This is a genomic window from Bradyrhizobium ganzhouense (assembly GCF_049949285.1).
Lineage (GTDB): Bacteria > Pseudomonadota > Alphaproteobacteria > Rhizobiales > Xanthobacteraceae > Bradyrhizobium > Bradyrhizobium ganzhouense.
Map to the genome: position 1 here is coordinate 3,753,273 of NZ_CP181318.1, position 21,745 is coordinate 3,775,017.

General features: G+C 57.1%; 25 protein-coding genes and 5 pseudogenes. 19 read left to right on the forward strand and 11 right to left on the reverse strand.

What is annotated here, in order from left to right; genetic code table 11:
• Positions 1-9: 9 nt before the first annotated feature.
• The 4 genes from ACLFLU_RS16915 to ACLFLU_RS16930 all read left to right on the forward strand — a co-directional run bounded on the left by ACLFLU_RS16915 (position 10) and on the right by ACLFLU_RS16930 (position 4,007).
• Positions 10-234, forward strand: a complete 225-nt coding sequence (locus ACLFLU_RS16915) for an XrtV sorting system accessory protein (protein ID WP_426413297.1) — start codon at positions 10-12, stop codon at positions 232-234.
• Positions 235-303: 69 nt separating this feature from the next.
• Complete coding sequence (gene xrt / locus ACLFLU_RS16920) at positions 304-1,191, forward strand: exosortase (RefSeq protein ID WP_426413298.1); 888 nt, start codon at positions 304-306, stop codon at positions 1,189-1,191.
• Positions 1,192-2,081: 890 nt separating this feature from the next.
• Positions 2,082-2,702: a hypothetical protein gene (locus ACLFLU_RS16925; RefSeq protein ID WP_426413299.1), complete on the forward strand. Its 621-nt coding sequence runs from the start codon at positions 2,082-2,084 to the stop codon at positions 2,700-2,702.
• Positions 2,703-3,341: 639 nt separating this feature from the next.
• Entirely contained in the window at positions 3,342-4,007 is a 666-nt protein-coding gene (locus ACLFLU_RS16930; protein ID WP_426413300.1) for a hypothetical protein, read from the forward strand.
• Positions 4,008-5,576: 1,569 nt separating this feature from the next.
• Here the strand turns inward: ACLFLU_RS16930 and ACLFLU_RS16935 are convergent.
• Positions 5,577-5,732 (reverse strand): hypothetical protein, encoded by a 156-nt coding sequence (locus ACLFLU_RS16935; RefSeq protein ID WP_426413301.1) that lies wholly within the window; start codon positions 5,730-5,732, stop codon positions 5,577-5,579.
• Between the two features lie 311 nt (positions 5,733-6,043).
• Between ACLFLU_RS16935 and ACLFLU_RS16940 the strand changes: the two genes are divergently transcribed.
• Positions 6,044-6,313, forward strand: coding sequence for a hypothetical protein (locus ACLFLU_RS16940; protein WP_426413302.1), 270 nt, complete (start codon positions 6,044-6,046; stop codon positions 6,311-6,313).
• A 33-nt stretch (positions 6,314-6,346) separates the two neighbouring features.
• A complete protein-coding gene (locus ACLFLU_RS16945; RefSeq protein ID WP_426413303.1) occupies positions 6,347-6,706 on the forward strand; it encodes a hypothetical protein in 360 nt (119 codons plus the stop codon).
• A gap of 31 nt (positions 6,707-6,737) precedes the next feature.
• On the opposite strand, the gene ACLFLU_RS16950 is transcribed toward ACLFLU_RS16945, so the two are convergent.
• Entirely contained in the window at positions 6,738-6,923 is a 186-nt protein-coding gene (locus tag ACLFLU_RS16950; protein ID WP_426413304.1) for a hypothetical protein, read from the reverse strand.
• Positions 6,924-7,161: 238 nt separating this feature from the next.
• Here ACLFLU_RS16950 and ACLFLU_RS16955 point away from each other — a divergent pair, with 238 nt between their 5' ends.
• The gene (locus ACLFLU_RS16955; protein ID WP_426413305.1) at positions 7,162-8,478 is read left to right on the forward strand and encodes a hypothetical protein; all 1,317 of its coding nucleotides are present in this window, start codon (positions 7,162-7,164) and stop codon (positions 8,476-8,478) included.
• 686 nt (positions 8,479-9,164) lie between these two features.
• On the opposite strand, the gene ACLFLU_RS16960 is transcribed toward ACLFLU_RS16955, so the two are convergent.
• Positions 9,165-9,317, reverse strand: coding sequence for a hypothetical protein (locus tag ACLFLU_RS16960; protein WP_426413306.1), 153 nt, complete (start codon positions 9,315-9,317; stop codon positions 9,165-9,167).
• Positions 9,318-10,197: 880 nt separating this feature from the next.
• Between ACLFLU_RS16960 and ACLFLU_RS16965 the strand changes: the two are divergent.
• Positions 10,198-10,302 (forward strand): annotated as a pseudogene (locus ACLFLU_RS16965) (PEPxxWA-CTERM sorting domain-containing protein); the annotation flags it as partial.
• 512 nt (positions 10,303-10,814) lie between these two features.
• Here ACLFLU_RS16965 and ACLFLU_RS16970 read toward each other — a convergent pair.
• Complete coding sequence (locus ACLFLU_RS16970; protein ID WP_426413307.1) at positions 10,815-11,027, reverse strand: hypothetical protein; 213 nt, start codon at positions 11,025-11,027, stop codon at positions 10,815-10,817.
• A gap of 332 nt (positions 11,028-11,359) precedes the next feature.
• A pseudogene (locus ACLFLU_RS16975) lies at positions 11,360-11,467 on the reverse strand (PEP-CTERM sorting domain-containing protein); the annotation flags it as partial.
• 285 nt (positions 11,468-11,752) lie between these two features.
• Between ACLFLU_RS16975 and ACLFLU_RS16980 the strand changes: the two are divergent.
• On the forward strand, positions 11,753-12,010 hold the full coding sequence (locus ACLFLU_RS16980; protein ID WP_426413308.1) for a hypothetical protein: 258 nt from the start codon (positions 11,753-11,755) through the stop codon (positions 12,008-12,010).
• A gap of 68 nt (positions 12,011-12,078) precedes the next feature.
• Here the strand turns inward: ACLFLU_RS16980 and ACLFLU_RS16985 are convergent.
• Positions 12,079-12,175 (reverse strand): annotated as a pseudogene (locus ACLFLU_RS16985) (PEP-CTERM sorting domain-containing protein); the annotation flags it as partial.
• A gap of 1,031 nt (positions 12,176-13,206) precedes the next feature.
• Between ACLFLU_RS16985 and ACLFLU_RS16990 the strand changes: the two are divergent.
• Positions 13,207-13,443, forward strand: a complete 237-nt coding sequence (locus tag ACLFLU_RS16990) for an H-NS family nucleoid-associated regulatory protein (RefSeq protein WP_426414009.1) — start codon at positions 13,207-13,209, stop codon at positions 13,441-13,443.
• A 78-nt stretch (positions 13,444-13,521) separates the two neighbouring features.
• Here the strand turns inward: ACLFLU_RS16990 and ACLFLU_RS16995 are convergent.
• Positions 13,522-14,472, reverse strand: a pseudogene (locus tag ACLFLU_RS16995) (integrase core domain-containing protein); the annotation flags it as partial.
• Positions 14,473-14,881: 409 nt separating this feature from the next.
• Between ACLFLU_RS16995 and ACLFLU_RS17000 the strand changes: the two are divergent.
• From ACLFLU_RS17000 to ACLFLU_RS17015, 4 genes and pseudogenes are all read left to right on the forward strand, one after another.
• Complete coding sequence (locus tag ACLFLU_RS17000) at positions 14,882-15,205, forward strand: H-NS family nucleoid-associated regulatory protein (RefSeq protein WP_426413309.1); 324 nt, start codon at positions 14,882-14,884, stop codon at positions 15,203-15,205.
• A 751-nt stretch (positions 15,206-15,956) separates the two neighbouring features.
• The gene (locus tag ACLFLU_RS17005) at positions 15,957-16,268 is read left to right on the forward strand and encodes a hypothetical protein (protein ID WP_426413310.1); all 312 of its coding nucleotides are present in this window, start codon (positions 15,957-15,959) and stop codon (positions 16,266-16,268) included.
• Between the two features lie 719 nt (positions 16,269-16,987).
• Positions 16,988-17,209 carry an H-NS family nucleoid-associated regulatory protein gene (locus tag ACLFLU_RS17010; protein WP_426414010.1) on the forward strand — a complete coding sequence of 74 codons (222 nt, stop codon included), beginning with the start codon at positions 16,988-16,990 and terminating at the stop codon, positions 17,207-17,209.
• A 199-nt stretch (positions 17,210-17,408) separates the two neighbouring features.
• Positions 17,409-17,513 (forward strand): annotated as a pseudogene (locus ACLFLU_RS17015) (PEP-CTERM sorting domain-containing protein); the annotation flags it as partial.
• 268 nt (positions 17,514-17,781) lie between these two features.
• On the opposite strand, the gene ACLFLU_RS17020 reads toward ACLFLU_RS17015, so the two are convergent.
• Together ACLFLU_RS17020 and ACLFLU_RS17025 are read right to left on the reverse strand one after the other, a co-directional pair.
• Positions 17,782-17,994 (reverse strand): hypothetical protein, encoded by a 213-nt coding sequence (locus tag ACLFLU_RS17020; protein WP_426413311.1) that lies wholly within the window; start codon positions 17,992-17,994, stop codon positions 17,782-17,784.
• 32 nt (positions 17,995-18,026) lie between these two features.
• Positions 18,027-18,161 carry a hypothetical protein gene (locus ACLFLU_RS17025; protein ID WP_426413312.1) on the reverse strand — a complete coding sequence of 45 codons (135 nt, stop codon included), beginning with the start codon at positions 18,159-18,161 and terminating at the stop codon, positions 18,027-18,029.
• Positions 18,162-18,597: 436 nt separating this feature from the next.
• Between ACLFLU_RS17025 and ACLFLU_RS17030 the strand changes: the two genes are divergently transcribed.
• Positions 18,598-18,924 (forward strand): hypothetical protein, encoded by a 327-nt coding sequence (locus tag ACLFLU_RS17030; protein WP_426413313.1) that lies wholly within the window; start codon positions 18,598-18,600, stop codon positions 18,922-18,924.
• A gap of 56 nt (positions 18,925-18,980) precedes the next feature.
• Here ACLFLU_RS17030 and ACLFLU_RS17035 read toward each other — a convergent pair whose 3' ends face one another.
• Complete coding sequence (locus ACLFLU_RS17035) at positions 18,981-19,130, reverse strand: hypothetical protein (protein WP_426413314.1); 150 nt, start codon at positions 19,128-19,130, stop codon at positions 18,981-18,983.
• 547 nt (positions 19,131-19,677) lie between these two features.
• On the opposite strand from ACLFLU_RS17035, the gene ACLFLU_RS17040 reads away from it, so the two are divergent.
• Together ACLFLU_RS17040 and ACLFLU_RS17045 are read left to right on the forward strand one after the other, a co-directional pair.
• Positions 19,678-20,190 (forward strand): hypothetical protein, encoded by a 513-nt coding sequence (locus ACLFLU_RS17040; protein ID WP_426413315.1) that lies wholly within the window; start codon positions 19,678-19,680, stop codon positions 20,188-20,190.
• Positions 20,191-20,276: 86 nt separating this feature from the next.
• Positions 20,277-20,456, forward strand: coding sequence for a hypothetical protein (locus tag ACLFLU_RS17045; protein ID WP_426413316.1), 180 nt, complete (start codon positions 20,277-20,279; stop codon positions 20,454-20,456).
• Between the two features lie 147 nt (positions 20,457-20,603).
• Here ACLFLU_RS17045 and ACLFLU_RS17050 read toward each other — a convergent pair whose 3' ends face one another.
• The gene (locus tag ACLFLU_RS17050; RefSeq protein WP_426413317.1) at positions 20,604-20,957 is read right to left on the reverse strand and encodes a hypothetical protein; all 354 of its coding nucleotides are present in this window, start codon (positions 20,955-20,957) and stop codon (positions 20,604-20,606) included.
• Between the two features lie 200 nt (positions 20,958-21,157).
• Between ACLFLU_RS17050 and ACLFLU_RS17055 the strand changes: the two genes are divergently transcribed.
• Entirely contained in the window at positions 21,158-21,289 is a 132-nt protein-coding gene (locus ACLFLU_RS17055) for a transposase domain-containing protein (RefSeq protein WP_426413318.1), read from the forward strand.
• A gap of 37 nt (positions 21,290-21,326) precedes the next feature.
• Positions 21,327-21,563, forward strand: a complete 237-nt coding sequence (locus ACLFLU_RS17060; RefSeq protein WP_426413319.1) for a hypothetical protein — start codon at positions 21,327-21,329, stop codon at positions 21,561-21,563.
• Positions 21,564-21,745 lie beyond the last annotated feature (182 nt).

Sequence of the window (21,745 nt, forward strand, 5' to 3'; positions counted from 1 at the left end):
CGGCACTCGATGGTGACAGCTTTTGATGTGGTTACGGTTGCGTGCTTTTTTGGCCTGGTGGTGGGATTTTTTGCCTTCACCAATCAGGACACCCGTACCTTGCTACATTTCCTGCTATCGGCGATTGTATTGGCAGTCGCCAATCAGGTTGGCAATGCTGGTTTTTTATTCTTAGCCTGCGCGCTCGTTATCGGCGGCGTGGGGTACGCAATCACAGCCGTCCGGCCACGATAGGCCGGTCTTCATCTCGAGGTTGTTGCGAAGCGACTACCGGCTGGACGCCTTTTTGTTGATGAGGCCACGATGAACCAAGCTGAGACCTTGCAAGGATACAGGGTTTACTTGACCAAGCCTACCTTGTGGCCCTCGCTGACAGCAATTGCTGCTCTAGCCGCCTATTCCCCGACGTTTTTGCAACTGGCAGACGGACCGTGGCAGACCGAACAAGAAAGTCATGGCCCGCTCATTCTGGCTGCGTCGCTATGGCTGGTATGGGGAAGTCGGGACAAATTGCGGAAGGCTGAACTGCGACCGGCCCCGATCTCCGGATGGACCTCGCTCCTTGTAGGGCTAGCGATGCTCTTTCTTTCTCGCAGTCAGGACCTCATCTCGATTGAGGTTTTGTCCGAAATCCCTGTTGTTGCCGGATGCGTACTAATCTTGGCCGGTTGGGGGGTTTTGCGGATAGTTCTTTTTCCGATCGTCTTCCTGATTTTCACCGTTCCAGCACCAGGATGGATGGTCGATGGTGCGACTGTTCCCTTAAAGGTGTTTATTTCGGACCTGGTGACGAAGGTTCTCTATGCGGCCGACTATCCGATCGCGCAGAACGGCGTGGTGATACTGATCGGGCCTTATCAGCTGCTGATGAAGGATGCATGCGCGGGTATGAACTCGATCTTCGCGCTTTCCGCTATTGGAATGTTTTACGTTTATGCGTTTCGATGGGAATCAAAAGTTCGCGCTGTCATTCTACTAGCCGCCATTATTCCGATCACTATTCTGGCAAACTTTATCCGTGTAATGGCTCTCGTCTTGATCGCTTACTATGGCGGAGTTGAGCTTATCGATGGCGTGCTTCACGACCTGACGGGAATAGCGTTGTTCGCTATTGCTCTAATCCTTGTTTTCATGTGTGACATCTTCTTCGGTCTTGCAGGTAGTTTAATTGCAAGAATGTCGCCGTCCTAGCCTCTTGGCAAATTTGTTCGGAAGGCTGGACTTACGGGAATGGACGTTGGCATGCACTTGCGTTGCCCTGGACCGCGATCCATCCGCTAGCGCTGAGAAAACGTCAGTTTGACGGCGACGGCAAATGTGGACGGAGGTCATCGATACACAGGCGCGCCCCGTCCGGCATGAGCCTGACACACGCGATACCCGACCTTCATTTCCACTTGACCGCTCGAGGGCGCTCCTGCCCCGATCGTCAGTTGTCTATCGGAACAAAATTGCGGCTATGATCGCGCCTGGTGACGATTTTGACCGCGGGCCAAGCGGCTAGGTCACCGGCATGAGCCCCTGTCTGGGCATCGCGCGAATGAGGTCGGGCGGGTACTGTTGGGCTGGATATCACGGCGGCTCTCATCTACGTTGACACGCGTAGGTTTGCCCATGCTCCAGTTGATGCGAGGCAGCAAAGCGAACAGACGCTGATGTGGACGTCGTGCCCGACGGCTTTCTTTGGGGGGCACGGCAGACGGTACTTCGTCCGTTGCCATCATGAGAGCGCCAATTGGCGCAAAGGGGAAACCAATCCGATGGCGACTGCTTGCAGGAGCTTTCGAAGCGATGATGATCAGCCGTGTGGAGCGATCGAATTCTTGTTCTCGGTCCTCAAAGCTCATCCCCTCATCAACCGGTAAAATTGGCGAGCACCCGGTCTTGTCCGAGGAGGCTCAACCCGCACGCGACAGTTAAATTTCAAGAGTTGTCGGTATCAGCGCGACTCTGTTGAATGGGGCGGCCTCCATTCCCTTTGGCTGGTGATTGAATGATCAAATAACAAATATAGAATGAAGTTAATCAAGTGATTCGCGCGTGCCCTAAGTCGCCCCATTAAATAAGCCGGAGGTCAGCCAATGCATGTTTGTTATCGCGTGTTAATAGGCTATTTTGCTGGTGTGCTTGTGTCACTCTCGGCGGCAAATGCCGCAACGATCACGGACAATTTTGTCTTTAGTGATCAGAGTGGTGTCGTGGCCACTGGGTCGTTCAGCTACGACTCTTCGAAGTCCGGACTACTTTCCTACTCGGACCTGACGGCATTTTCCATAGACGCGTTTATCGTCGGGCAGCCGATTCAATCATATGACCTGGCGTTTGTTCAGCAAGGACTTTCCTATAGTTATTTCGGTTATGACACGACGGTGGGTGGTTTCGTGCCGGGTACGACCAATGGCGTCGCTGTCATTTTTGCCGCGACGGACACGTTCTTTGGATTTTTGTTTGATCCCCTTACATCACAAGGCGGCGATGGCTTGTATGCTTTCTACAACCCGTCCAACGTGGCTGGCGACGGAAGCAGTCCGAGCGACTATCCATCGTTTACGTCTTTCTCGGTGTCCGCCGTTCCTGAGCTTCCGTCTTGGATCATGGCAATCCTGGGCTTTGCCGCTATCGCTTTGATTACATATCGCCGCCGCGACAAGGAGGCAGCGGCCTTCCCCACGCCGATCGACAGTTGTACCAGGATTGCGTAGCGGATTAGCAGGGATCCGCGTATCCTCAAAAGCTGGTTGAGGATAATTGATGCTGGACAGCTTCCTTCAGATGCGGCTCACGAGGCCTGAAGAGTCAAATGACGCTAGGATATCGACGTTCAGGTCGAGGTAGCTGGGGAAGGGGCAGTCTCCCGCTTGGTTAGGTCAATTGGTTGATAGATCTGACCGCGGATTTGCGGCAAGTGTGTGCGTGCATGTCTCCATCAGCCAGAGTTGGTTCGCTGCCCGGGCACTTGTAGAAAATTGTCTGCCCCGCCGGGGGTGAATGTTGCGGTGGGGCCCAATTGCGTTACGTGCGGGTTCGCTCCCAATTTCCGGCCGATAGTGTCTGATAGTTTTCTTATATGTCATTTAAATATGACGGCTGATGACCAAAAATCAGCGGTTAATTTGCGATGTCGTCTGGCCGGGTGCTGGCGCGAGGTGCGACCGGCTGGTTGATTTGACCGCGAGATTCGGCCGCAAAAGAAGGCCTGATACATCAGGACGGACGGGTCCGCATGCGGGCGGCGGCCTTTGAGGTTCAGTTAATAAAGTCTGAAGGTGCGCTTGACTCTTATTGGGAGTGCAATTAAAAGATTAAATATCTCGTGCTTTGGATTTCCTTGGAGTGCAAAAATGAATAGATCAAATATTTTGGCGACGTTGGTTGCTTCGACCGCTCTTTTGTTTTCGGCGTCGGCTAACGCCTCGGTTTGGCTGACGACTGGGGGCACTTCGGTCGTAGGTGAAGGACAGGTGTCGTCGCTTGCTCCGACAACTTATGATATGAGCTCCACCATCCCGACATTTACCGGAAGTCCCGTCCTATTTGCGACGGGTGATACCTCATCGTCGGCGGCTCCCTATGACGATGCGACGCAGTACGCATCGGTAGGTTCGGTGGTGACGCCTGGAACGACAGGCATGAGCTTGGTGGCTGGGGCGGATATTCACTATTTCGGCCTCTATTGGGGATCGCGTGACGCGTACAATTCGATCACGATCAGCGACGCTGGCGGGAATACGACGACCATCAATTCATCTACTTTTCCGATCCTGGATCCGGCAACCGGCGATCGTGGCTTGGCCGGCTCGGCGTACGTGAACATCTTCGATAATTTCGCAATCACCGGGATCACATTCAGCTCCTCCCAAAAGGCCTTTGAGTTCGACAACGTTGCTTTGGCGGGGGCCGTGCCGGAGGTGTCGACTTGGGCGATGATGATCCTTGGATTCGTAGGCCTCGGCTTTCTTGGCTATCGGAAGTCTCGTTCCTCCAATCCGGCATTCCGTTTTGCCTAGGCTCACGTAAGGCGGCTCGCAGAGAAGGCCGCCGAAGGGCGGCCTTCTCCAATTTGACCATGGATCGCTTGCGGTCGCTTTCACTCGCATAGCGGTCTATTGCCGCCGCTTCTTCAACCAAAATAAGGAGAGCAAATGAGAGCACTTTGATTGCATGGGTACGCCACGCCAACTCAGGCTAAGGTTGGGTGTCGAGCTCCTGCAATAACCTTTGCTTGGCAAGTTTGATAAAGTCGCGGGCAAAGTTAATTTGAATGACTATTTGCGATCCGACTACCCATGACCTGCAATGAGCGGCCCACGTCGGACAAGACGGGAGTCATGCCAAATGGCGAGTCATCACTGCGAAAGCGCTCCCGACGATCGTAGACGCGGTAGTGATAGCCTTCGCCATTTCAGTAATTATTACTCCGGAAGATTCCCGCGAGCGATCGGCGACGAAAGCGACGAGCTCTTCACAACAAGCACGCGCGAGCTCCTCGAGGAGCGATGAGCGACCCGCATTCTGACTTTACCTGTTGATCCGGACGCCAGATCTGCACCACCTGAATGCGGACTGCGTCAGCTATTTTTTGCCGACACCCCGACTAGCGTGAATACGCATCAAATTTGGCTGGAAGCAATCGGCGAAAGCCGCGGCTCCTGGGTTTTTGCGGCGATCTTCGTTCAGGCGGCATCGGGATCGTTCATGTTGATGTCAATACAACGATCAGCTTGCCGCGCCGCCTACCAGCCGGATGTAGAAGGAGGCGGACTTCGAACCCGGACCCAAGATTAAAGGATAATCATTGAGGTTAAAGGGGCAATGTCGTTGCGCGTTCAAGATGGACGCTTATTTTAGGCAGTGGATAGCCGAAGCTCCGGCAACTGATTCAGCCCCAGATAGGCTGATCTGGCCTATGAGATGTGATCCGATGCCGAACGAAAACAACCAACACAACGCGGATAGCGCGCAGGAAGCGCGGAGCTCTGAGAAGGTGCGCATCAGCCAAAGGTTGTGCGAGGTGCAGCGCAGACTTCGCATTCTTGAAGGTGGCGTCGAATCCGATCAGGCCACCCGCTCGCAACGCTCAACGCGGCGAAGCGGTAGCACGAGTGGGAATGGCTTTCACTAGGATCCAAGCTGTGGGTTTCAGCGGTGCCGCGGCAAACTCGAGGCAATCAGTGTCCCGACCCAATCTTATGTCCTATCGGAATTCGTGCGCGAGCTGATAAGCTGCTGCCTAGTGACGAAGCTACAAGTCATCGAACATTTGAGCCAGTTAGCCTGCCGTTTCATCGAAACGTAATTTGGACGTCGCGATGACATGGTCGCAACACCCTTGGATGATCGGAAATGAGAGTTCTCGCTCCCCGCGCGATGAGTGAAGCGTCCCACCGAGTATCCGCAAGCGACGCAGCTCTTAGAATTTGTCGCGTTGTATTGCTATCAGCCTATGTTCTGGCGGTTACAACGGCGATGATCGGGTGGATTTATTTTCTGGCCAGGCTTTGCGTGAAGTTATTCGATTGGATTAATGTCTAAGCGTGCTCGTTGCAGGCCCGCTCTATTGAGGACGGTCAACTGGATCAATAATCTTTCACCGGGCCAGTGGTCTGCTCCATTAGCGCAGACGGCAGCACGACCGCTTGAGCTTTGTCGAATGGGATATTCACATCGTGAACACCTTCTGAGCCCTGGCCTTTGGGGTCGATCGCGCGGCGGCGCGGCTTCTTCGATGCCATGGATCGGGTTCGCCTCCCAAAGCGCCTTGGCGATAGGTAAGGGCGAGAGCAAAACGTTCCCGCGCAATCTCGGCGCGCTTTTCGCGCAAGGGGCGGCTCGCCTCGTTATCGCCCATGATGATGCGCGCGTCCGTGGCTCTCCAAATCTCAGAGCGGAACGGCAAACGAGAGGCTCAACTTGAACCTGCGTTCCGGCTCAACGTCGCGCCCCCGAACCTCGGGACGGCGGCCATCCGGCCGGTGCTATCCATGTTGCCGAATTAATCGATACAACCTGGCAAACAATCCGCTGGCAGCGCTGCAAGACCACTATGTTCAACGTTGCCTATCGCGCCGCGCCGACAGATATGCTCTATCAGGGGCTGGAGGCGGTTGAGTTCGCGGCCGCAAAGGAGCCGGCGCAGAAGTCGTTCACGACTAAGAATGCGAGGAAGGAGGTAGCCGGTCTGCTCAGACGGTTCAATTTCAATGAGTCCGCCATCGAGGCCGAAGCCATGAAAGGGTTGGGTGCGGAGCTCGACATGGTCGACAGGCTGCTGACGTCATTGGAATTGCGGGGGCATCGGGCAATGCGTGGATGATGGGACTACAGTGTTGCCGAGCGGGCTCTGCGCGTGATTGAAGCCGCAGCGGTCCCGCAGCTCGAACAGGCGAGCGAGGATTCGGACCAATCATGGCCGGCCGAGCGCCAGATCCTAGGCAAACGGCGTAACGCGAAAAAGAGCGCCGGCCCGCGCTCGCGCGCTGGGAAGACGCGCCCCGCCGGCAATGCGCATCGGCATGGTCTCGCCGCAGCAGAGGCCACCCCCCATGACATCTACGCCCTCGCTCGTCTCATCGTCGGCGCTTCGGCCGGCTTTCTTTTGCGCGAACATGCGCGCGCCATCGCTCAAGCGGTCATTGATCTTAAATGGGACGGCGCAGGTCCAACGCATTTACGTCAACGGTGCCCTGGAGCGCCCCCAATTGTTTGAATCCATTCGCGATATAAAGAAGTTTCTGAGCTCAATCGCCCGCGGCGAAATGCCGGATCTGCCCAACAAAGTCGTGCCCGCTCTGACGCTGCCCGCCCAGCCAGAAGAACGCGTGGCGGAAGCCGCGCGGCGAGCCCTCACAGCGCTTTATAGGCTCGATCGATATGAACCGCGAGCGGCGGCACGCCGGAACCGCGCCTTGAGCGAAATCGTTCATGCCAGATCAAGCCGGGGAGATTAGGGCGGTGAAGTTCGCAGAACGAACCCAATTTGCTCTAGGGAATCAAGGCGGGGCCGAATGGCAGGTCGCAGAATTGAAGCGGTGCGAAGCGTCTTCACTATGGGGACCCAGGGGTGTTCGCGCCATGAATAGTTACGGAGATTCGCTGCCTGCGCCATCGGCGACGCGGGCGAACGGTGACCGGTGAGACGCTGCTATATGAAATGGGGAGCACATGAGTTCGAGTAGCCATACGCGTGGCATCGGGTCCGGTATCTTGGTGACGCTGGGCCTCTCAGGCACGGCGGTTGCGTTACTTGCGCTTGGTCACGTCGTTGGATGGGACGCGACGTGGCGTGCATTTGGCGTCACCCCGCTGCAGCCGCCATTCTTCGACATGCGTGTCATCAATGATTACGCGGCTTGCGCTTGGAAAGGACTCGATCCCTATGCACCGCGCGCCTGCAATGTCGACAACTTCAATATTCCACCGGCTTGGTTGTGGCTTGGCTTTCTCGGCGTCGATGGCTCGGACTCGCCATTGCTTTCGGCGGCGGCAATCGCGGCTGCCGGGATCGTGATGATGTTGTTGCTTCGGGGGCGCTCCTGGTATCATGGAGTGATGGCGCTGGGAGCCATCATGTCACCAGCAGTGATGATGGGGGTCGAGCGTGGCAATCTCGACCTGTTCATCCTGGCGCTCGTGGGGGCGGCTGCTCTGATATATGAGGAGAAAAGACTGGGACGGGCATGCGGAGCTATGGCGCTTCTCGGCCTTGGCGTCGTGTTGAAGCTGTTCCCGATGTTCTGCATCTCGCTTGCCGCTCGGTCTAGCCGGTCGACTTTGATCTTCGCGTGTACCACTGGGGCCTTGTCGTTGACCTATTTGGGTTTGACCCTGGACTACGTTTTCCTCATTCGGCGGAATGTGCCGAGCACCTTTATCTTGTCGTACGGGTACAAGGTGATTTTCCTCGGCATCGATCAGATTCGCAGCGAAGCGGGGCTGAGCCCGATCGGACTGGCCGAGACGTGGTTGCCCGCCGGCGCAGCTGCCGTGGTCGTGATTGGTGCTGCGATTGTCGCCGTAAACAGCTTACGTAACCGATGCGAGTTTTGCGCAGTCCATAAATCTGTTGCCGGGACTGCGTTCCTGTTCGGGGCTGGAATCTATTGCGGGACCTATCTCTTGGGCACGAATTTTGTCTACCGGCTAATGTTTCTGCTGCTCTGCGTTCCCCAGCTTCAAGATTGGCAGTCCCGAAAATATCAAGACGGCACGTCGGCCGGGACGGCTGAGCTGGGCCTCTTTGGTGCCGTTGTGGGTGTGCTCTGGCTGAATGGGAATTCAAACGGTCATTCGATCTTTCTTTTGCTCCCGCAGTTGCTCGACTGGGTCTTATTCTTTTACATGGCCACCGTGCTGATGGCGAATTTGTTGCACAGCTCGGCTGGTTCGGCGTTCGGGCGACTCGCCGCAAGAAGATCGCAATGCGCGGAGCCTGCTTGCGACGGTAGGCAGCAGCAGTGGAATAAAGTCGAGAAACCGTGAGCATCCGGCGATGCAGCGCGCGCGTTTGAGGCGAGGGGGATCGGTGACGATAGTCAGAAAGGTTTGCTCGCATGGAAGCAAAAGCTCCTGGAGTGGCTGCGGAACACGCCGGCGCGAGATGTGCGAGTTGCCCTGCTCGAGCTCAGCGCTAGTTCAGGAACGGGGTTGCCTACAAATTCTGGGCAACGATTATGGTCAGAGCAAAAGGCGCGAGCGGGCCGGACATGGACTACCGTTTCGGAGAAACCAGGTCGCGGAGCGGAGTATGGTCGCGCGACGAAAGGCAGCAGCAGTGGGATCTAGGTCAGGAAACCGCGAGCGTCTGGCGATGGAGCGTTCAGGGCGAGGGGACAGGTGACGACAGTTATAATGAACTTACTCGCGCGGGGATGCCAAACACTCCGGCTCGTGATGTGCGAGTTGAAATCGAAGGCCAGCTCGAGCGCATCAATACAGCGCTAGACCTCCTGGACGGACCCGACGATTTGAACCGGCGCCGCCCCGTTGGGGGACCCATTCAGTGGCGCTGGTCAGTCAGCGGGCGAAGATCGCGCCCTGGTCAGCGGGAGCGAGCGGAAGATGGCCGCAGCTTGCCGAGCTTCGAAGCCGCGTACTCCTCTCGCTCCCGGATGAAGTGCTGCTGATGCGCGCTGAAGTTCTCGATCCGCTTCCTGGTCTCCTCGCGCTCAGACCCCGCCCCAATCGGTGGCGGTGAGCCCGACACGCTCGACGGTTTCCGGCGCCTGTGGTCGGGACGCGGCGGCGGCACTATCAACATTCTTCGTAAAGACCTTCGTCTCGGCGACAAAGGCATTAAGCTCGGCTTTCCAATCCCGCATAACCACTCCCAGCCGCTGAAAATTCTGCCAAAGCCGGGATCAAAGAAAGGCCGCCGGAACTGCCAGCGGCCTCCTGGGAAAAATGTGTCTGCGAGCTGCAACAAGGTGGCGCAGTCCCGGCACTTTGTGGAGTCGGAACCGGCGTTCCGCAGAGCGGAACGATATTAACGTGCTCATTCACCACAAAGGAACGTTCCGCCTGGCTATCCGGGCTGCGGACTGGTGATGTGGGGCGCGATGCCGGAGGCGGCTCTTGCGGTCGTCTGGGACGTCAGGCTGCGGAACCAACTGCCCGACGAAGTGTCGCCGAGCCGCAGGTAAAGCCCACGATTGGCGTCGCCTGGGATTCGTCTGCATGTTTTGGGCAATTCTTCGGCTGACCAATTGACACGAGATCGTTTATTTGGAAGATTAAATTTAATATATTTAAATAGCGAAGAGAGGATTATTTAGAATGCGACGGTTAATTGCCGTATTGTTTGGTTTTTTGGCCTTCTCAACTTTTCCGGCAAACGCAGCCATTTTCAATTTCGACTACTCGAATCGGGCTGCAACTGTTTTTGGCGCCGGGACCTTCGTGACCAATGACGCAAGTTCGCCGTATTTGATAACCGGGATTTCCGGCTCGGAAACCTATCTCGGCGTGACTTCGACATTTACCGGAATGTCGAGCTACGCTGGCGCGGACAATCATCTTCGGTATCCTGCGAGCCCCCTGTTTGTTTCGTTCGGTGGGATTTCCTTCACCACGGCCAACGGCGATATTTTCAACCTTGCGAACACGGGTGGCCGCAACCCTTCCTACAATCTCGACGAATACTTTTCGGACCCGGGTGGCTATTGTTGCTCGGTCGTGCCTCTAAGCGTCACGATCACGCAAGTTGCCGCCGTTCCTGAGCCCGCCACATGGGCGATGATGATCCTCGGCTTTGCCGGCCTCGGCTTCATGGCATATCGTCGTCGTAATCAGGTTTCCGTAGCCTGACGCCCCTCGGCCGCTTCAGCGGGTAGCGTGGCGTCAGGTTCAGCAAATCGATCATGGGATCCGGCTAAGCCATCCCCTCGGAGACCACCTTCGGGCGGTCCCTTCTTGTTGGCGCAGTTCCAGAATTAACCCGCGGCTCCAGCATCAAGCTTAACGCGCGACTGTAGTTGCGGCGATTGCGCCAACCGTTAAGGCTGGCTCACCGGACATTTTCCCCAAGTCCGGGCCCAGCCAAGGCAAGGCCGTCGGGCGATCATACTCCGCTCGGCGGCATTGTTCTCCAGCAACGTGGCAGCCGTCATGCAAATGCGGACTCACAACGAGGTCTCTCGATTTCAGATCGTGTGCCGGGTCTGTGACGGGCTCGGTATCATTTTCGAATTTGCTGAGAACGCGCCGTCTTCCACGATAATCACGTGCCGCCATTGCGGCGCGCTGCGAGGAACGCTTGGAGATCTCCGCAGTCTCTCATTGTCGGGCAAACGGGATCTTTTTGAAGTCTGACCTGCTAGCTAGACCGGTGATCGCTGCTCCAGCCGAGCCAGCCCGATCTCAATCGCCGCGATCTCCTCTTCGATCCGTCGGATCGTAAAGTTGTAGTCGAAGCCGCTCCTCGACTTAAGATCAACCGATAAGCGCCGTCTGTGCTCTCTCAAGCTCTCCAGGGATTGTCGGTCGCCGAGGCTTACAAACCCGTCAACAATCAATTCAATCGCTTTGGCCATTCTGCAACTCATCAACCAAAATTCGGAGAACAAAATAAGCCAATGCTAACGGGCCTCGCCGTCAGCGGTCAATGCGCCACACGAGGGAGCAAAATGCTGGCTGGCCGTCATTTGGGAAATTTCACGGCTTACGGCCGGGGAATTGCGCGCTTTTTTCGCGAGTTAGTCTTGCTAGGCCGTGAACACATAAACCTGCCGGGGGATCTGCTTGGTAGAGTCAGCTATGCCCCGATAGCAGCTAAATTCTGCAGCGCAGCGAAATGACGCAAAGGGCCAAATCCGGAAGTCGACTGCAAAGGAAAAGCCCGCCAGAGGCTGCTTCTGGATCGTGACTACGCAGCGATCAATGCTGGCTTTGACTTCCGCCGATAAGCCACAAACCCGAGCCCAGCGAAGCCTACGGTCATCATGGCCCAAATGGACGGTTCGGGAACACCGCTCGTCATGGTACGTGCGGAAACTTCGCTGTGGCGCGAATATCCGCGCGAAGATCTTATTTTTCACTCCAGTCCCATTTGCAAAGCCGAGGATTGCAAACGAAGCCGATTCTTTCAAAGCCTGCAAGGCGCGGCATCCACGAGAACATGAAGACGGCTGGAGACCATCTTCGTCGGCAACGGGCGCCTCTACCCGCTATCTGGTCGATCCGGTTGTCTCCAGGCAGGCTTCGCGCTGCGAGACGGGGCAGGTCTCCTTTTTTGAATGGGGTCCCATTCCAACGCCGTTTGACAGTATTCTTCGCGGAATCTGGGGCTTGCGCGGCGATTAAAGCGGTTTACGATAGTGCTTTCTCAGCTGTGAAAATGGATACCTTAGGCATTACATTGATTGTCGTCGGAGCGGGCTTTCTTTGTGGCGGGCTGTTTTTTCTGCTGCCCGCCGAGGGTAGAGCCACTTCGTCGCAGAAATCCGTTGAAGAAAGCCTAGAAGAGATCGAGGCCTATCTTCGGCGGATACGCAAGGAGCGCGGCGACCTCAGCTGAGCGCGAACTTCAGGACCGTCCGAAGGCGATCTCTTTGTAAAGCTGATGGAGCAGAGATCAGCCCGCTCTCAGAGCCGAAGATTGTTGCGCAGCCGGTATGCCAGAAATCCAAGCCCCCGAGAATCCTAGGACCATCATCGCCCTTGTTGACGGCTCGGGGGCGGCCGGCACGGGTGTCGAGGGGGGATGGTTGGATTCTGGTGGGTGAAAATCCACAAGGGAGAAGTCTCAAGGCTCAGCGGATCAAGCCGAGATATGGTTTGAACAGGTGGGTCTCCGCCCCCATGCCCAATGCGCGACCGCGCGCCAGGCCATTCATCCGTGATGCTCCAAGCAGACAGATGAGTGTCCGACGATCGATCAAAATAGACCGCGGCGGAACGTTTCGCGCAGGTTAATTGGGCACCTACAGGGTGAGGCATCCTGTGGTCTATGCGGGTTCAAAGCCGGAGATGCCGTTGGTCTTCGGCCGCCTGTGCAGAAAACCCGCGGATCCGGGCGGCCCGTCCAAGATTGGCCCGATGTCATCACAATCTCGGCTCAAGCTAAATGCCCGTAGAGGATCTCAGCATCACCCGAACGGTCCATTTCATGTTCGGCTGGCTCTGCCTGATGCAGAACTGGCGGCTTCCGACCGGTACTTCTACGATCGACGTTCTTTTGTTGCCACAGCATGACTGGATGTTCTCTGCGTGGCCAAGAGGATAGATATAGAAGCGGCTATAAAAGGGCTCAATGGTTATCAATAGGTCAAGCATTTTAACCGTGCTCGGGATTCTCTCCGTCCAGTCAATAAACTGATCGCCTGGTTTGCAGGCTACGGCTGCGATCAAGAGAAACTTATACATATGGTAACAGTAAGAAAGCGGTTTGATTGCAAGGCACCCAGTGCGGCGTGGCTAGACCCGAGGAGAATAGCGCAGAATATGCTTACCGTCTCTTCTCACAGGTGTAGCTGCAACGTTCGGTCCTTGACCGAGATGTCTAATCGGTGGGCACCCTGCGCTTCGCCGTGAACAGTTAACGTGCTCGGCTCAGCGAATTTGCCTTCCGCTTGCCATTATCGATCGCGAATGTGGGGATGGCAGGGAATCAAACCACTTGAGCAGGAAATGCAGAGCCGCGATTTAAGGACAATGTCCGCAGAACATCTATGGAGTCTTCACGAGGAGGTCGTTGCCGAACTCAGCCGCAAGATGACGGCCGAAAAGACCAAGCTTGAGGAGCGCCTTCATAAACTCATCGCCACGGGTCACAACGGAGCGCCGATACGCGAGCGGCGCCCTTACCCGAAAGTTCTTCCTAAATATCGAAATCCGAAAAATCACGGTGAAACCTGGGCGGGCCGTGGCAAACAACCTCGTTGGCTCAAGGCGCAGCTTCGATCCGGCAAGAAGCTGGACGAGTTCCGGATAAATCGGGCGTCCGACTGAAAATTGGAGATCTGCCGAACGTATAAGGTTAAGGTGAGTCGCAACTTGCGAGGCTTGTGTGACCTTTGCCCCCAAGTTTTATCCAGAGCTGAGTTCGCGCCGGCTGTTGGATTGGCCCGGCTGGGCGATGGGAGTGACGGGACCTGGCGCGGAGCCCCCTCGGCATAGCGCAGCGCCAGATCCCGGCTCGGATGGCAGGTGACGGCGAACTCGGACGGCGTTTTCCACCCGAGCCGCGAGTGTGGGCGTACATCGTTGTAATCGGCCCGCCTGCATCCGAGCGCGACGCGGGTCTGGGCCATCGACGTGAACAGCGTCTCGTTCAACAGTTCGTCCCGCAGCCCGCTGTTGAAGCTCTCGATGTAGCCATTCTGCATGGGCTTGCCCGGTGCAATGTAATGCCACGCGACGTGGCTCTGATCGGCCCCGGTCAGCATGGCATTGCTGGTGAACTCGCTGTCGTTGTCGCTGACCACCATCTTCGGTTTGCCACGCTCCGTCACGAGTCGCTCCAGTTCCCGGGCCGCCCGGATGCCCGAGAGCGAGGCGCCGGCCAGCAGCGCCAGGCACTCGCGCGTTCATCGGCGCCCGGACCCCCATCGCCCGCTTGCGGCCGCCACGGCGGCACACCGCAAGCCTCTCTTCCGCTAAAGTCGGAATAGCTTCTTGTGGTTGATCACATAGCCCTCCCGTTTGAGCAGAACGTGCAGGTGCCTATGGCTGAAGCGACGGCGCACCTCGGCGATTGCTCTCAAGCGGTGACGAAGGCCGGCATCGTCCGCCCGGGTCGTCTGGTATCTGATGGTCATGCGACAGCAGCCGATGGCTTTACACGCCGGCCGTTCGCTCATCCCGAAGGCGTCTCGGAGATACGCGACAGCTCTCCGCTTGGCGGCCGGCGTCACCACTTCATTCCCAACAGGTCCTTCAGCGCGGCGTTGTCGAGCATGGCGTCGGCCAGCAGCCGCTTCAGCCGCGTGTTCTCGTTCTCTAACACTTTCAGCCCTTGGCCTCCGGAAGCTCAATCCCGACCAATCGGAGGTGACTGCGGCGCCAAATCCAAGCAGATCCCTGGACCGCATTCTTGTCTAACGCCTTCTCGATAGATGCGAACACGGCGGTCGCCGCCAATCCGATCTGAAGCCAATGCCGGTGATCCCTACATGGAGGAGGAGCAGAGACGTCTGGATGCGTGCGCCTCGGGACGAGGTGAAGGGGGTGCAGCGACCGTTGCCAGATTCTGCACTTGTGCTTCGCCAGAATTGTAAGGGACTCGGCGATGACGGGCCTCAACATCCCGAGTGTGCAACTGATGCTTTTCTCGTAATAGTTGAATAGATTTGGATGGCTTAAGTAATTCCAACTTTTAGGCATTGAGCTGATATCAAAAAAGGGCTTAGCCTGTAACGGGCCACCAGTAAACGAAGCGAGTCGAAAAATGCAGAGCCGCGACTTGAAATCGATGTCGCTAGATGAGTTGTGGAATTTTCATGAGCAGGTGATAGCTGAGCTTAGCCGCAAAATGGTGGATGAAAAAGCCAAGCTCGAGGAGCGCCTACGTAGGCTTGAGGATGCTGGTCTCAGCGGGAAGCCAAATCGCGAGCGTCGCCGCTATCCGAAGGTTGTGCCAAAATATCAGAATCCGAAAAATCCTAAGGAGACGTGGGCCGGCCGCGGCAAGCAACCTCGGTGGCTGAGGGCGCAGCTGCGGTCGGGCAAAAAGTTGGAAGATTTCCTCATAGAGAGATCATCCGTCAGGTGACTTGAGCGAGGGCTCATCCGAACGTATAGATAAGCGTGAACATACTTTAGCGGCCGATTATGCTTCAGTGATCCCCTTTTTCCGGAGGCGGTAATTTATGGCAACTAAGACCAAGGCCAATCTGAGATCGAATGTTGCGGTAGATCTTGAAGGACAATTCGTGGAACTTATGGCCTTGCGGCGCGCATTGTGTCGGCTCATGGCGTCCCGATTGTCCGCGAAGGGGGCTCGTCGTGCGAGCGTTGGCCGCGGCCGGCGAATAAGGAAGGCTCGCTGACTTCCTTACAACCGTTAATCGTGCAATCATCCAAAGCTCAAACTCCGAAACTCTCGACAGATTGTACCTGTCTGGACCAGGGTAGGTTGGGCTTCAAGATTCTCATCCAGGCTCGGTTTGTGATTCAAGCTTTGGATGGACCGATTTGTTTTAACTGACGCCCAATGGGCGAAGATGGAGCCGCTTTGTCTTGGCGAACCGGGCGATCCCGGCCGCCGCGTCAAGGACAATTGGCTATTTGTCGAGGCCCATGCTGTGGATCGCCCGAACCGGCAGTCCCTGGCGGGATCTGCCGCCCTCGTTCGGCCACTGAAACAGTGACTTCACGCGCTTCCGCGACTGGGTAAAGGGGGACATCTGGAAGCGGCTATCCGACGCTGTCTCCGACGATCCCGACATGGAATACGCCAAGGTCGATGCCACCATCGTCAAGGTCCACCGCCACGGACAGGGCGCAAAAGGGCAAAGCCAGACGTGCCGCCGCTCATCAAGGTATTGGCCTTCGATGCGCTGATCACCGACACGGCGTTCGACAGCAACGCCATTGCCGCCGAGCTCGACGCGCGCGGCGCCGAGGTCATCATCTCCCAGCATCCGCACCGCGCAAAGCCTCTCGCCATCTACGAGGAGATGTGCAAATGGCTGCATCTCATCGAAAACTTCTTCGGCAAGCTCAAGGAGTTCAAACGCATCGCCATGCTCCGACGAGACCGATCAAAGCTTCGCCTCCATGATCCCTCTGGCCGCGGCCGTGATAAACTCCCGATGAATCCCAACAGACGGTAGCCTCAACTACTCTTCCTCGCAGTGCGGTGAAGACGAGATTTCTTCGGCAATTCAAGGTGATAGGCAAAGGGGTCTGCCCCGATTTGAGCTATCCTCTAGACGGGCCCGACCGAAACTAGTTCATAAGCTATTTCAATCATCTTTCAACCGCACGCTCGAGGCCCGCCGATGCTCAGAGCGCCGCCGGAATTTGCGTTCCCGATTGCCGCTGCCATTTCTTCCTACACAGGTCGACCGAAGGCGTCTCATTGAGGTGCAATAGGAAGCGGATTTCAGCTACTGATGGTCCGATGGGTCCCTCCCCATAGACTCCCCGGGCACCGTCATCGTGAGTGCCAGACCTACGGCAAGATCGATGCTGCAAGCATCGATGATGCCCAATTCTCACGCGACGCTGAAGAAAGGCTCCATTGCCCCCTGGTGCCGCTCGCGTTTCATCATGAGAGCCGGTTGGCAGCGGCTCGCGCAATCAAAACGAGCCGGCCCTGGAGAATATCCTACGGCAATCCTGGGCATGGGCGGCCCTGGTCGCGCTCAAGACGTTATTCGGATTTCCAGTATTAGTTCAAATAAGCCGAACGGGTTAAGCAAACTTAGTTATTGAGCTAGATACAGAAAGTTCTACGCTGTGAAGGATGCCAACTCTCGACCTGAAATCAATGTCTCTGGACGACCTTTGGGGCCTGCACGAGCAGGTAACGGCCCAACTCAGTCGCAGGATGTCAGATGAAAAAACCAAGCTAGAGGAGCGCCTGCGTCAACTTGCCGCCGGGGCCGTGGCAGGGCCTAGTCACCAGCGTCGCCCTTATCCGAAGGTCCTTCCCAAATACCGGAATCCGAAAAATCTTTCGGAGACCTGGGCTGGCCGCGGGAAGCAACCTCGGTGGCTGCGGGCGCAGCTTCGATCCGGCAAGAAGCTGCACGATTTCCTAATAAAATGACTAGCGACTACGGCGTGGACTCATAAGCACGTAGCCAAATCCCTGGCTTTTGGATTTTGCTGGGTTTTCGTACGCATCCAATGCGGTGGACTATGACGTGTTTTATTCACCGACCGGATCCTTTTGTGGTTCACCGGGGTGCTATGGAAGTTCAATTGTTGCCGCCGGTCGCGACACTCCGATCCAATTCAGCGTGAGCGCAGTCCCCGAACCTTCAACGTGGGTAATGATCATTCTCAGCTTCGCTGGCGTTGGCTTTATGGCCCATCGTCGCAAGTCAAGGCCAGTCTTGATGGCTGCCTGATCCAAGACCATCGGGTTTGAATTGTGAGCCGCCTCTGGGCGGCTTTTTCTTTGCAGTAACTTGCATCGGCAATGTCCGGGTTTGGCTCCAAGTCCAAGATCGCGACGGCGTCTTGTGAGTCAGCAGTCGAGGTCGACTTGTTCCTCCGAGGCATCTTTCGGTAACGCGAGCAGCCGAACCACAAGGCTGGCTATACCCCCAGCCTTATATTCATACCGGCAAGGCCTCCCGACCAGGTTAGGTTTGGGAGTGCGCCAATGAAATTACATCACGCAATCACGCGCGCCCCGAGTTCGTCTAAAACAAAGCCTCTCCGCAACTCGTGCGCAGCGGCCGTCAAATGGCAGCCTACGATCAGCCCGAGCCGCTTTAATTCCAGGAGAGCAACGAGGTCACACAGCTCGATAGAAAGTCCGGCTCCCAGTATCGCAATGGCGCGTTGCTGCTCCGCGTCGAGATCAGCCCAGGAGATGCCTTCCATCACGCGCCCTCAAAATTGTCCCTAGGGGTATCTCAAAATCCAAACGCGACCCTGATCTGCTGCAGCATATCCATGGCCGCGTCGGTGTACCGACCGTTGGTTAGGTATCGATCCAGTTGCGCTGTACTAATCAGCGCCACAATTGCCACCGTGAAGCCCTTAAACATTGGGCCTCTCCTGAAAGAGACCGCCAACCGGGCGTGTCGAAATATTAAACCGTTCTTAGAATGCGCTGCCGCTTAGGGCGACGACCCATATGTAGATGGTGACAGTGACTAGTAACCTGTTCCTTAACGAGCGCGATGTCTGGATGCGCGCGCCGTGGGCCGAGGCGAAGGCTCTACAGATCGCCACTGGATGATCGGCTTAGAATCGCGATGCGAGAGGCCGAGAAGGAAGATCGGGCGGCAGCGTGATTGTCCGCTTGGCCCCCAATAGGCGGGCCAGGCGCAGACAGCGCAGTATGTACGCGATGGGACTACCTACCCGGTCTCAAACTTGATGCCATGACGCCATCGATCTACATCGTCGCGAGGGCAACCTTCACCCTCTGAATGGAAGTCTCGAGCTCTCGGAGCAAGGCGCGGAGGTCGCCCCGGGAAGATGATCGCCGAGGAGCGTAGCAACAACGCCGGCCTGCAGATGCGAGCGAACCATGAACGAGACTGGGATCTGTTCATGCAGGAAGACGGCGACGTCCTCACACCAGGATGGCTATGCCCTTTGGGCGATTTGTGGTGGAACCACGTGACGTCAAAAATCACGCTCGACGCGCCGCCGTTGCTGCCAGAGGATCAACGGACGTTTGCGATCAAAGGCGTTTCGCACTGTCAATCCAACCAGGGCGGCACCAGCACGACGGTCGAGCTCTGCCGATCAGACGGGTTTCGTTCCGGCGTCGGCGAAACGATCGTGTTTTCGAAACCTTGAACCGGAAAAACGGACCAGCCGGTCCCTGCGCGGGACCGAGCGCGCTATCAAGTCGTTCACCGCCTGCTCTTAAAGACGTGAACAGCCACATTCTGGTTGCGCCGCTCCTTTGCTTCCGTGCTGAGGCGCGCAACCGTCGTGATGATCGCCGCGAGCAGCGCGATCCAGAAGCAGACACCGAAGACGATCAGGAGCAATTTGCGCATACCGTTTCTCGCGCCAATGAACAAAGCCGACGCGCCGAGTATGGAGGCGCGCCGACTTCGCCAGGGTGAACCCGGACGGGGCAATTGTCCGGTAGAACGAAGCCTAGCGCCGACGGACGCGGCCGCAATCGAAGCCTCGAATTAAGCTTGATGCCGCGAACGTGGGTTAATTCCGGAACTGAAAACTCATCCCCGACATCCTTGGCACTCTCCTTGCTCAGACCGGATCCCTGGTCGGCCCCGAGGATGCGGGCTGTTCCAGGTTCCGGCATACGATGCAGGAAGTGTCCCGTTCCGGTATCACCGGAGAACTACAGCTTAGCGCTCTCATCACGGATTTGTGGTGGCGTGTCGATCTCTTGAATTCCAATATTCTGCGGGAGGAGGCTAAGGCCGGAGTTTTTGATGTCGGGTAGCCGGCGTACCCGTCGCTTGCAGTGAACTTGCGTGCACGGCGCGATAACCTTATCTCGACGATCGGCGTGCTCGAGGAGCGTGCGAGATCATCGTTACAGGCGGCCTGAGGCCCTTTTGCTTCTTGGGATAGTTGACGACGTCGCTGCAAATCGGCTTTTGCTTCGGCATGGGCGGAAGGAGCAACCAGCATGATTTAGCCGACTACTATCTCCGCGCTGCCGGCATCGCCGCAATCTGGATCGACGAGGGCGGCCACATCGGCGCGGCCGACGTCGCCACGGTCGACGATCAGCGTGGCCGCATCATCTATTGCTGCCTCTGCGGCGATCACTTCCGCCTCAGTTATCACCTCTACGACTGGAAGCAGTCGGTCCAGGTCTCGCCCGAGGCGATCGCACGCAAGCTCGAGGAGATGGCGGGCGGCCGGTCCATCGGCCTCGCGAAGCACGTCACCGCCGTCGCGCGGGCCCGCGCCGCGGTCGAGCAGGCCTTTGAGAAGATGGCCGCCGCGGGCCAGATGCGCGAGTGGAACGCGGCGTTCAAGGCAGCGCGGAGCGTCAAGCCGACGCTCCGCTACGCGGCGTTCATCGAGGCTAAAAAGGCCGCGATGCTGGAGGCGCTGGCGCGGCGCCCGAGAAGTTAATCGTCGAGCCCTGCCTTGTGCGAAGGTTTAATTGAAACCTCAGGAAAAGCGGCGAATGCTCAGCAGCAATCCGGGTGAGGGGGCTGATGGATAATTCCGCTGATGATGAACTGCGAATTTCAGTTTCCGCTGCCATTGAGCAGTGGAAAAATTCACGCCAGCTTCCTCATCTTTCGAAAGCCGATTGCGAGACGTTGAACAGATTGATCATCACTGGGCTTCAGTCGGTGCTGTTCCAGCGGGCGAAGAATTTCGAAAAGGACTAGGCAGCCAGCTCGGTCATAGGCAAGTTCGAGATGTTGCTGCAAGCTATTCACATGTCACTACAGAGTAGCCGTCCTTGATGGCGGCTGCGAAAACTTCCTTCAGGCCGGCATCTTGCAGGATGGCATCACCAGGGCTGAAGCCCGGCATCATTTGGCTGGACCGCCCGGCTTCACTTTCCGTTTTCTCGTTCGACCTTGGTACGATCCGAGCCGCTCCGGTCCATCAACCGCACGATGAGACGAGCCAAGTTTTGCCGATTGATGTGGAACTCCGTATTGCGCTTGCCCGTGGATGCGATACTCGCGATCGGAGAAGGCACGGATGGCGGGCGTGTAGCGGCCGCCCATCAGATCGTCGATTTTCGGAAAGCCGTGGCGCTCCAGAAGCGGCGCAACCGCGCGCCAATGGCTTGCCTTTCCGGGGCCCATCAGCGCGATCGCGATGCCCTCTTCGCTGGCGACTAGCGGTAGCTCCTGCAGCGGGCGGGGCCGTTTCGCCATCGTATGCCGTGTGTGCGCTCGCCAAGCCGGCGCCGGGGAGGCGGCTGGAAGTCCTTGTTCGGATCCGCTCTCCAGCCACGCGTCCAGCGTTGCGCGACGCCAACGAAATCCGCGGCTCGAAATGCGTGAATTCGATAGGCGTCACCGGGCAAACCTCCTTGAATGTGACGACAGATAGGTCGCAATAGGCAGCCGCCTGGTTGAGACGGAGAACAGCGGGCCAATACCTGACCGACGCCCTCACCAGGATCGTCAATGATCATCCCAACAGCAGCATCGATGAGCTGCTTCCGTGGGCCTATAACCGTCACGAACTCAAAGCTGTGGCCTGAGACGCACAGAGCGTACATTCAATCGAGGAAGACACAGATGATGTCGGAAGCCTCATGGCGACAGGACGGGATCGATTCTGGCTGGTTCATCGCTGAGGGCATCGGATCGGTCCGAAGCACTGCCAGTTACGGAAGACCAGGAGGCTGGTGGTTCCTCCCCGCCTGGTTGCCTGACACTGAAGAGAACGACATCGGTCCCTTCAAGACAAAAGCGGCAGCATTAAAAGAAGCCGAGCGTCTCGCTGCTGCCAAAGATCAAACTGCCCGGAATTAGTCGCGGTCATTCCGCGGTGCCGGAACATCGCTTACGCTGAGTCCGCTGGTGAGCTATTCCCACCACCCCACGAAACGCGGGCGCTCCGGCGCCAACGCACCGGGCCTGGGCCGGCGCGCGCGAGGCGGCGCTTCCGGACCGTGTCCCGGCTTTCACCCGAAGATCCATGGTTGCGACACTGG

Excerpts from the sequence above, each read along its gene's own strand:
- ACLFLU_RS17025 (WP_426413312.1), bottom strand. The coding sequence starts at position 18,161 with ATGTTTAAGGGCTTCACGGTGGCAATTGTGGCGCTGATTAGTACAGCG.
- ACLFLU_RS17060 (WP_426413319.1), top strand. The coding sequence starts at position 21,327 with ATGATGTCGGAAGCCTCATGGCGACAGGACGGGATCGATTCTGGCTGG.
- ACLFLU_RS17010 (WP_426414010.1), top strand. The coding sequence starts at position 16,988 with ATGTCAGATGAAAAAACCAAGCTAGAGGAGCGCCTGCGTCAACTTGCC.
- ACLFLU_RS16925 (WP_426413299.1), top strand. The coding sequence starts at position 2,082 with ATGCATGTTTGTTATCGCGTGTTAATAGGCTATTTTGCTGGTGTGCTT.
- xrt (WP_426413298.1), top strand. The coding sequence starts at position 304 with ATGAACCAAGCTGAGACCTTGCAAGGATACAGGGTTTACTTGACCAAG.
- ACLFLU_RS16915 (WP_426413297.1), top strand. The coding sequence starts at position 10 with ATGGTGACAGCTTTTGATGTGGTTACGGTTGCGTGCTTTTTTGGCCTG.
- ACLFLU_RS16970 (WP_426413307.1), bottom strand. The coding sequence starts at position 11,027 with ATGGCCAAAGCGATTGAATTGATTGTTGACGGGTTTGTAAGCCTCGGC.
- ACLFLU_RS16950 (WP_426413304.1), bottom strand. The coding sequence starts at position 6,923 with ATGAACGATTTCGCTCAAGGCGCGGTTCCGGCGTGCCGCCGCTCGCGG.
- ACLFLU_RS16930 (WP_426413300.1), top strand. The coding sequence starts at position 3,342 with ATGAATAGATCAAATATTTTGGCGACGTTGGTTGCTTCGACCGCTCTT.
- ACLFLU_RS17045 (WP_426413316.1), top strand. The coding sequence starts at position 20,277 with ATGGATAATTCCGCTGATGATGAACTGCGAATTTCAGTTTCCGCTGCC.
- ACLFLU_RS17035 (WP_426413314.1), bottom strand. The coding sequence starts at position 19,130 with ATGCGCAAATTGCTCCTGATCGTCTTCGGTGTCTGCTTCTGGATCGCG.
- ACLFLU_RS16990 (WP_426414009.1), top strand. The coding sequence starts at position 13,207 with ATGACGGCCGAAAAGACCAAGCTTGAGGAGCGCCTTCATAAACTCATC.
- ACLFLU_RS17050 (WP_426413317.1), bottom strand. The coding sequence starts at position 20,957 with ATGGCGAAACGGCCCCGCCCGCTGCAGGAGCTACCGCTAGTCGCCAGC.
- ACLFLU_RS16935 (WP_426413301.1), bottom strand. The coding sequence starts at position 5,732 with ATGGCATCGAAGAAGCCGCGCCGCCGCGCGATCGACCCCAAAGGCCAG.
- ACLFLU_RS17030 (WP_426413313.1), top strand. The coding sequence starts at position 18,598 with ATGATCGCCGAGGAGCGTAGCAACAACGCCGGCCTGCAGATGCGAGCG.
- ACLFLU_RS16955 (WP_426413305.1), top strand. The coding sequence starts at position 7,162 with ATGAGTTCGAGTAGCCATACGCGTGGCATCGGGTCCGGTATCTTGGTG.
- ACLFLU_RS16960 (WP_426413306.1), bottom strand. The coding sequence starts at position 9,317 with ATGCGGGATTGGAAAGCCGAGCTTAATGCCTTTGTCGCCGAGACGAAG.
- ACLFLU_RS17000 (WP_426413309.1), top strand. The coding sequence starts at position 14,882 with ATGCAGAGCCGCGACTTGAAATCGATGTCGCTAGATGAGTTGTGGAAT.
- ACLFLU_RS16940 (WP_426413302.1), top strand. The coding sequence starts at position 6,044 with ATGTTCAACGTTGCCTATCGCGCCGCGCCGACAGATATGCTCTATCAG.
- ACLFLU_RS17020 (WP_426413311.1), bottom strand. The coding sequence starts at position 17,994 with ATGGAAGGCATCTCCTGGGCTGATCTCGACGCGGAGCAGCAACGCGCC.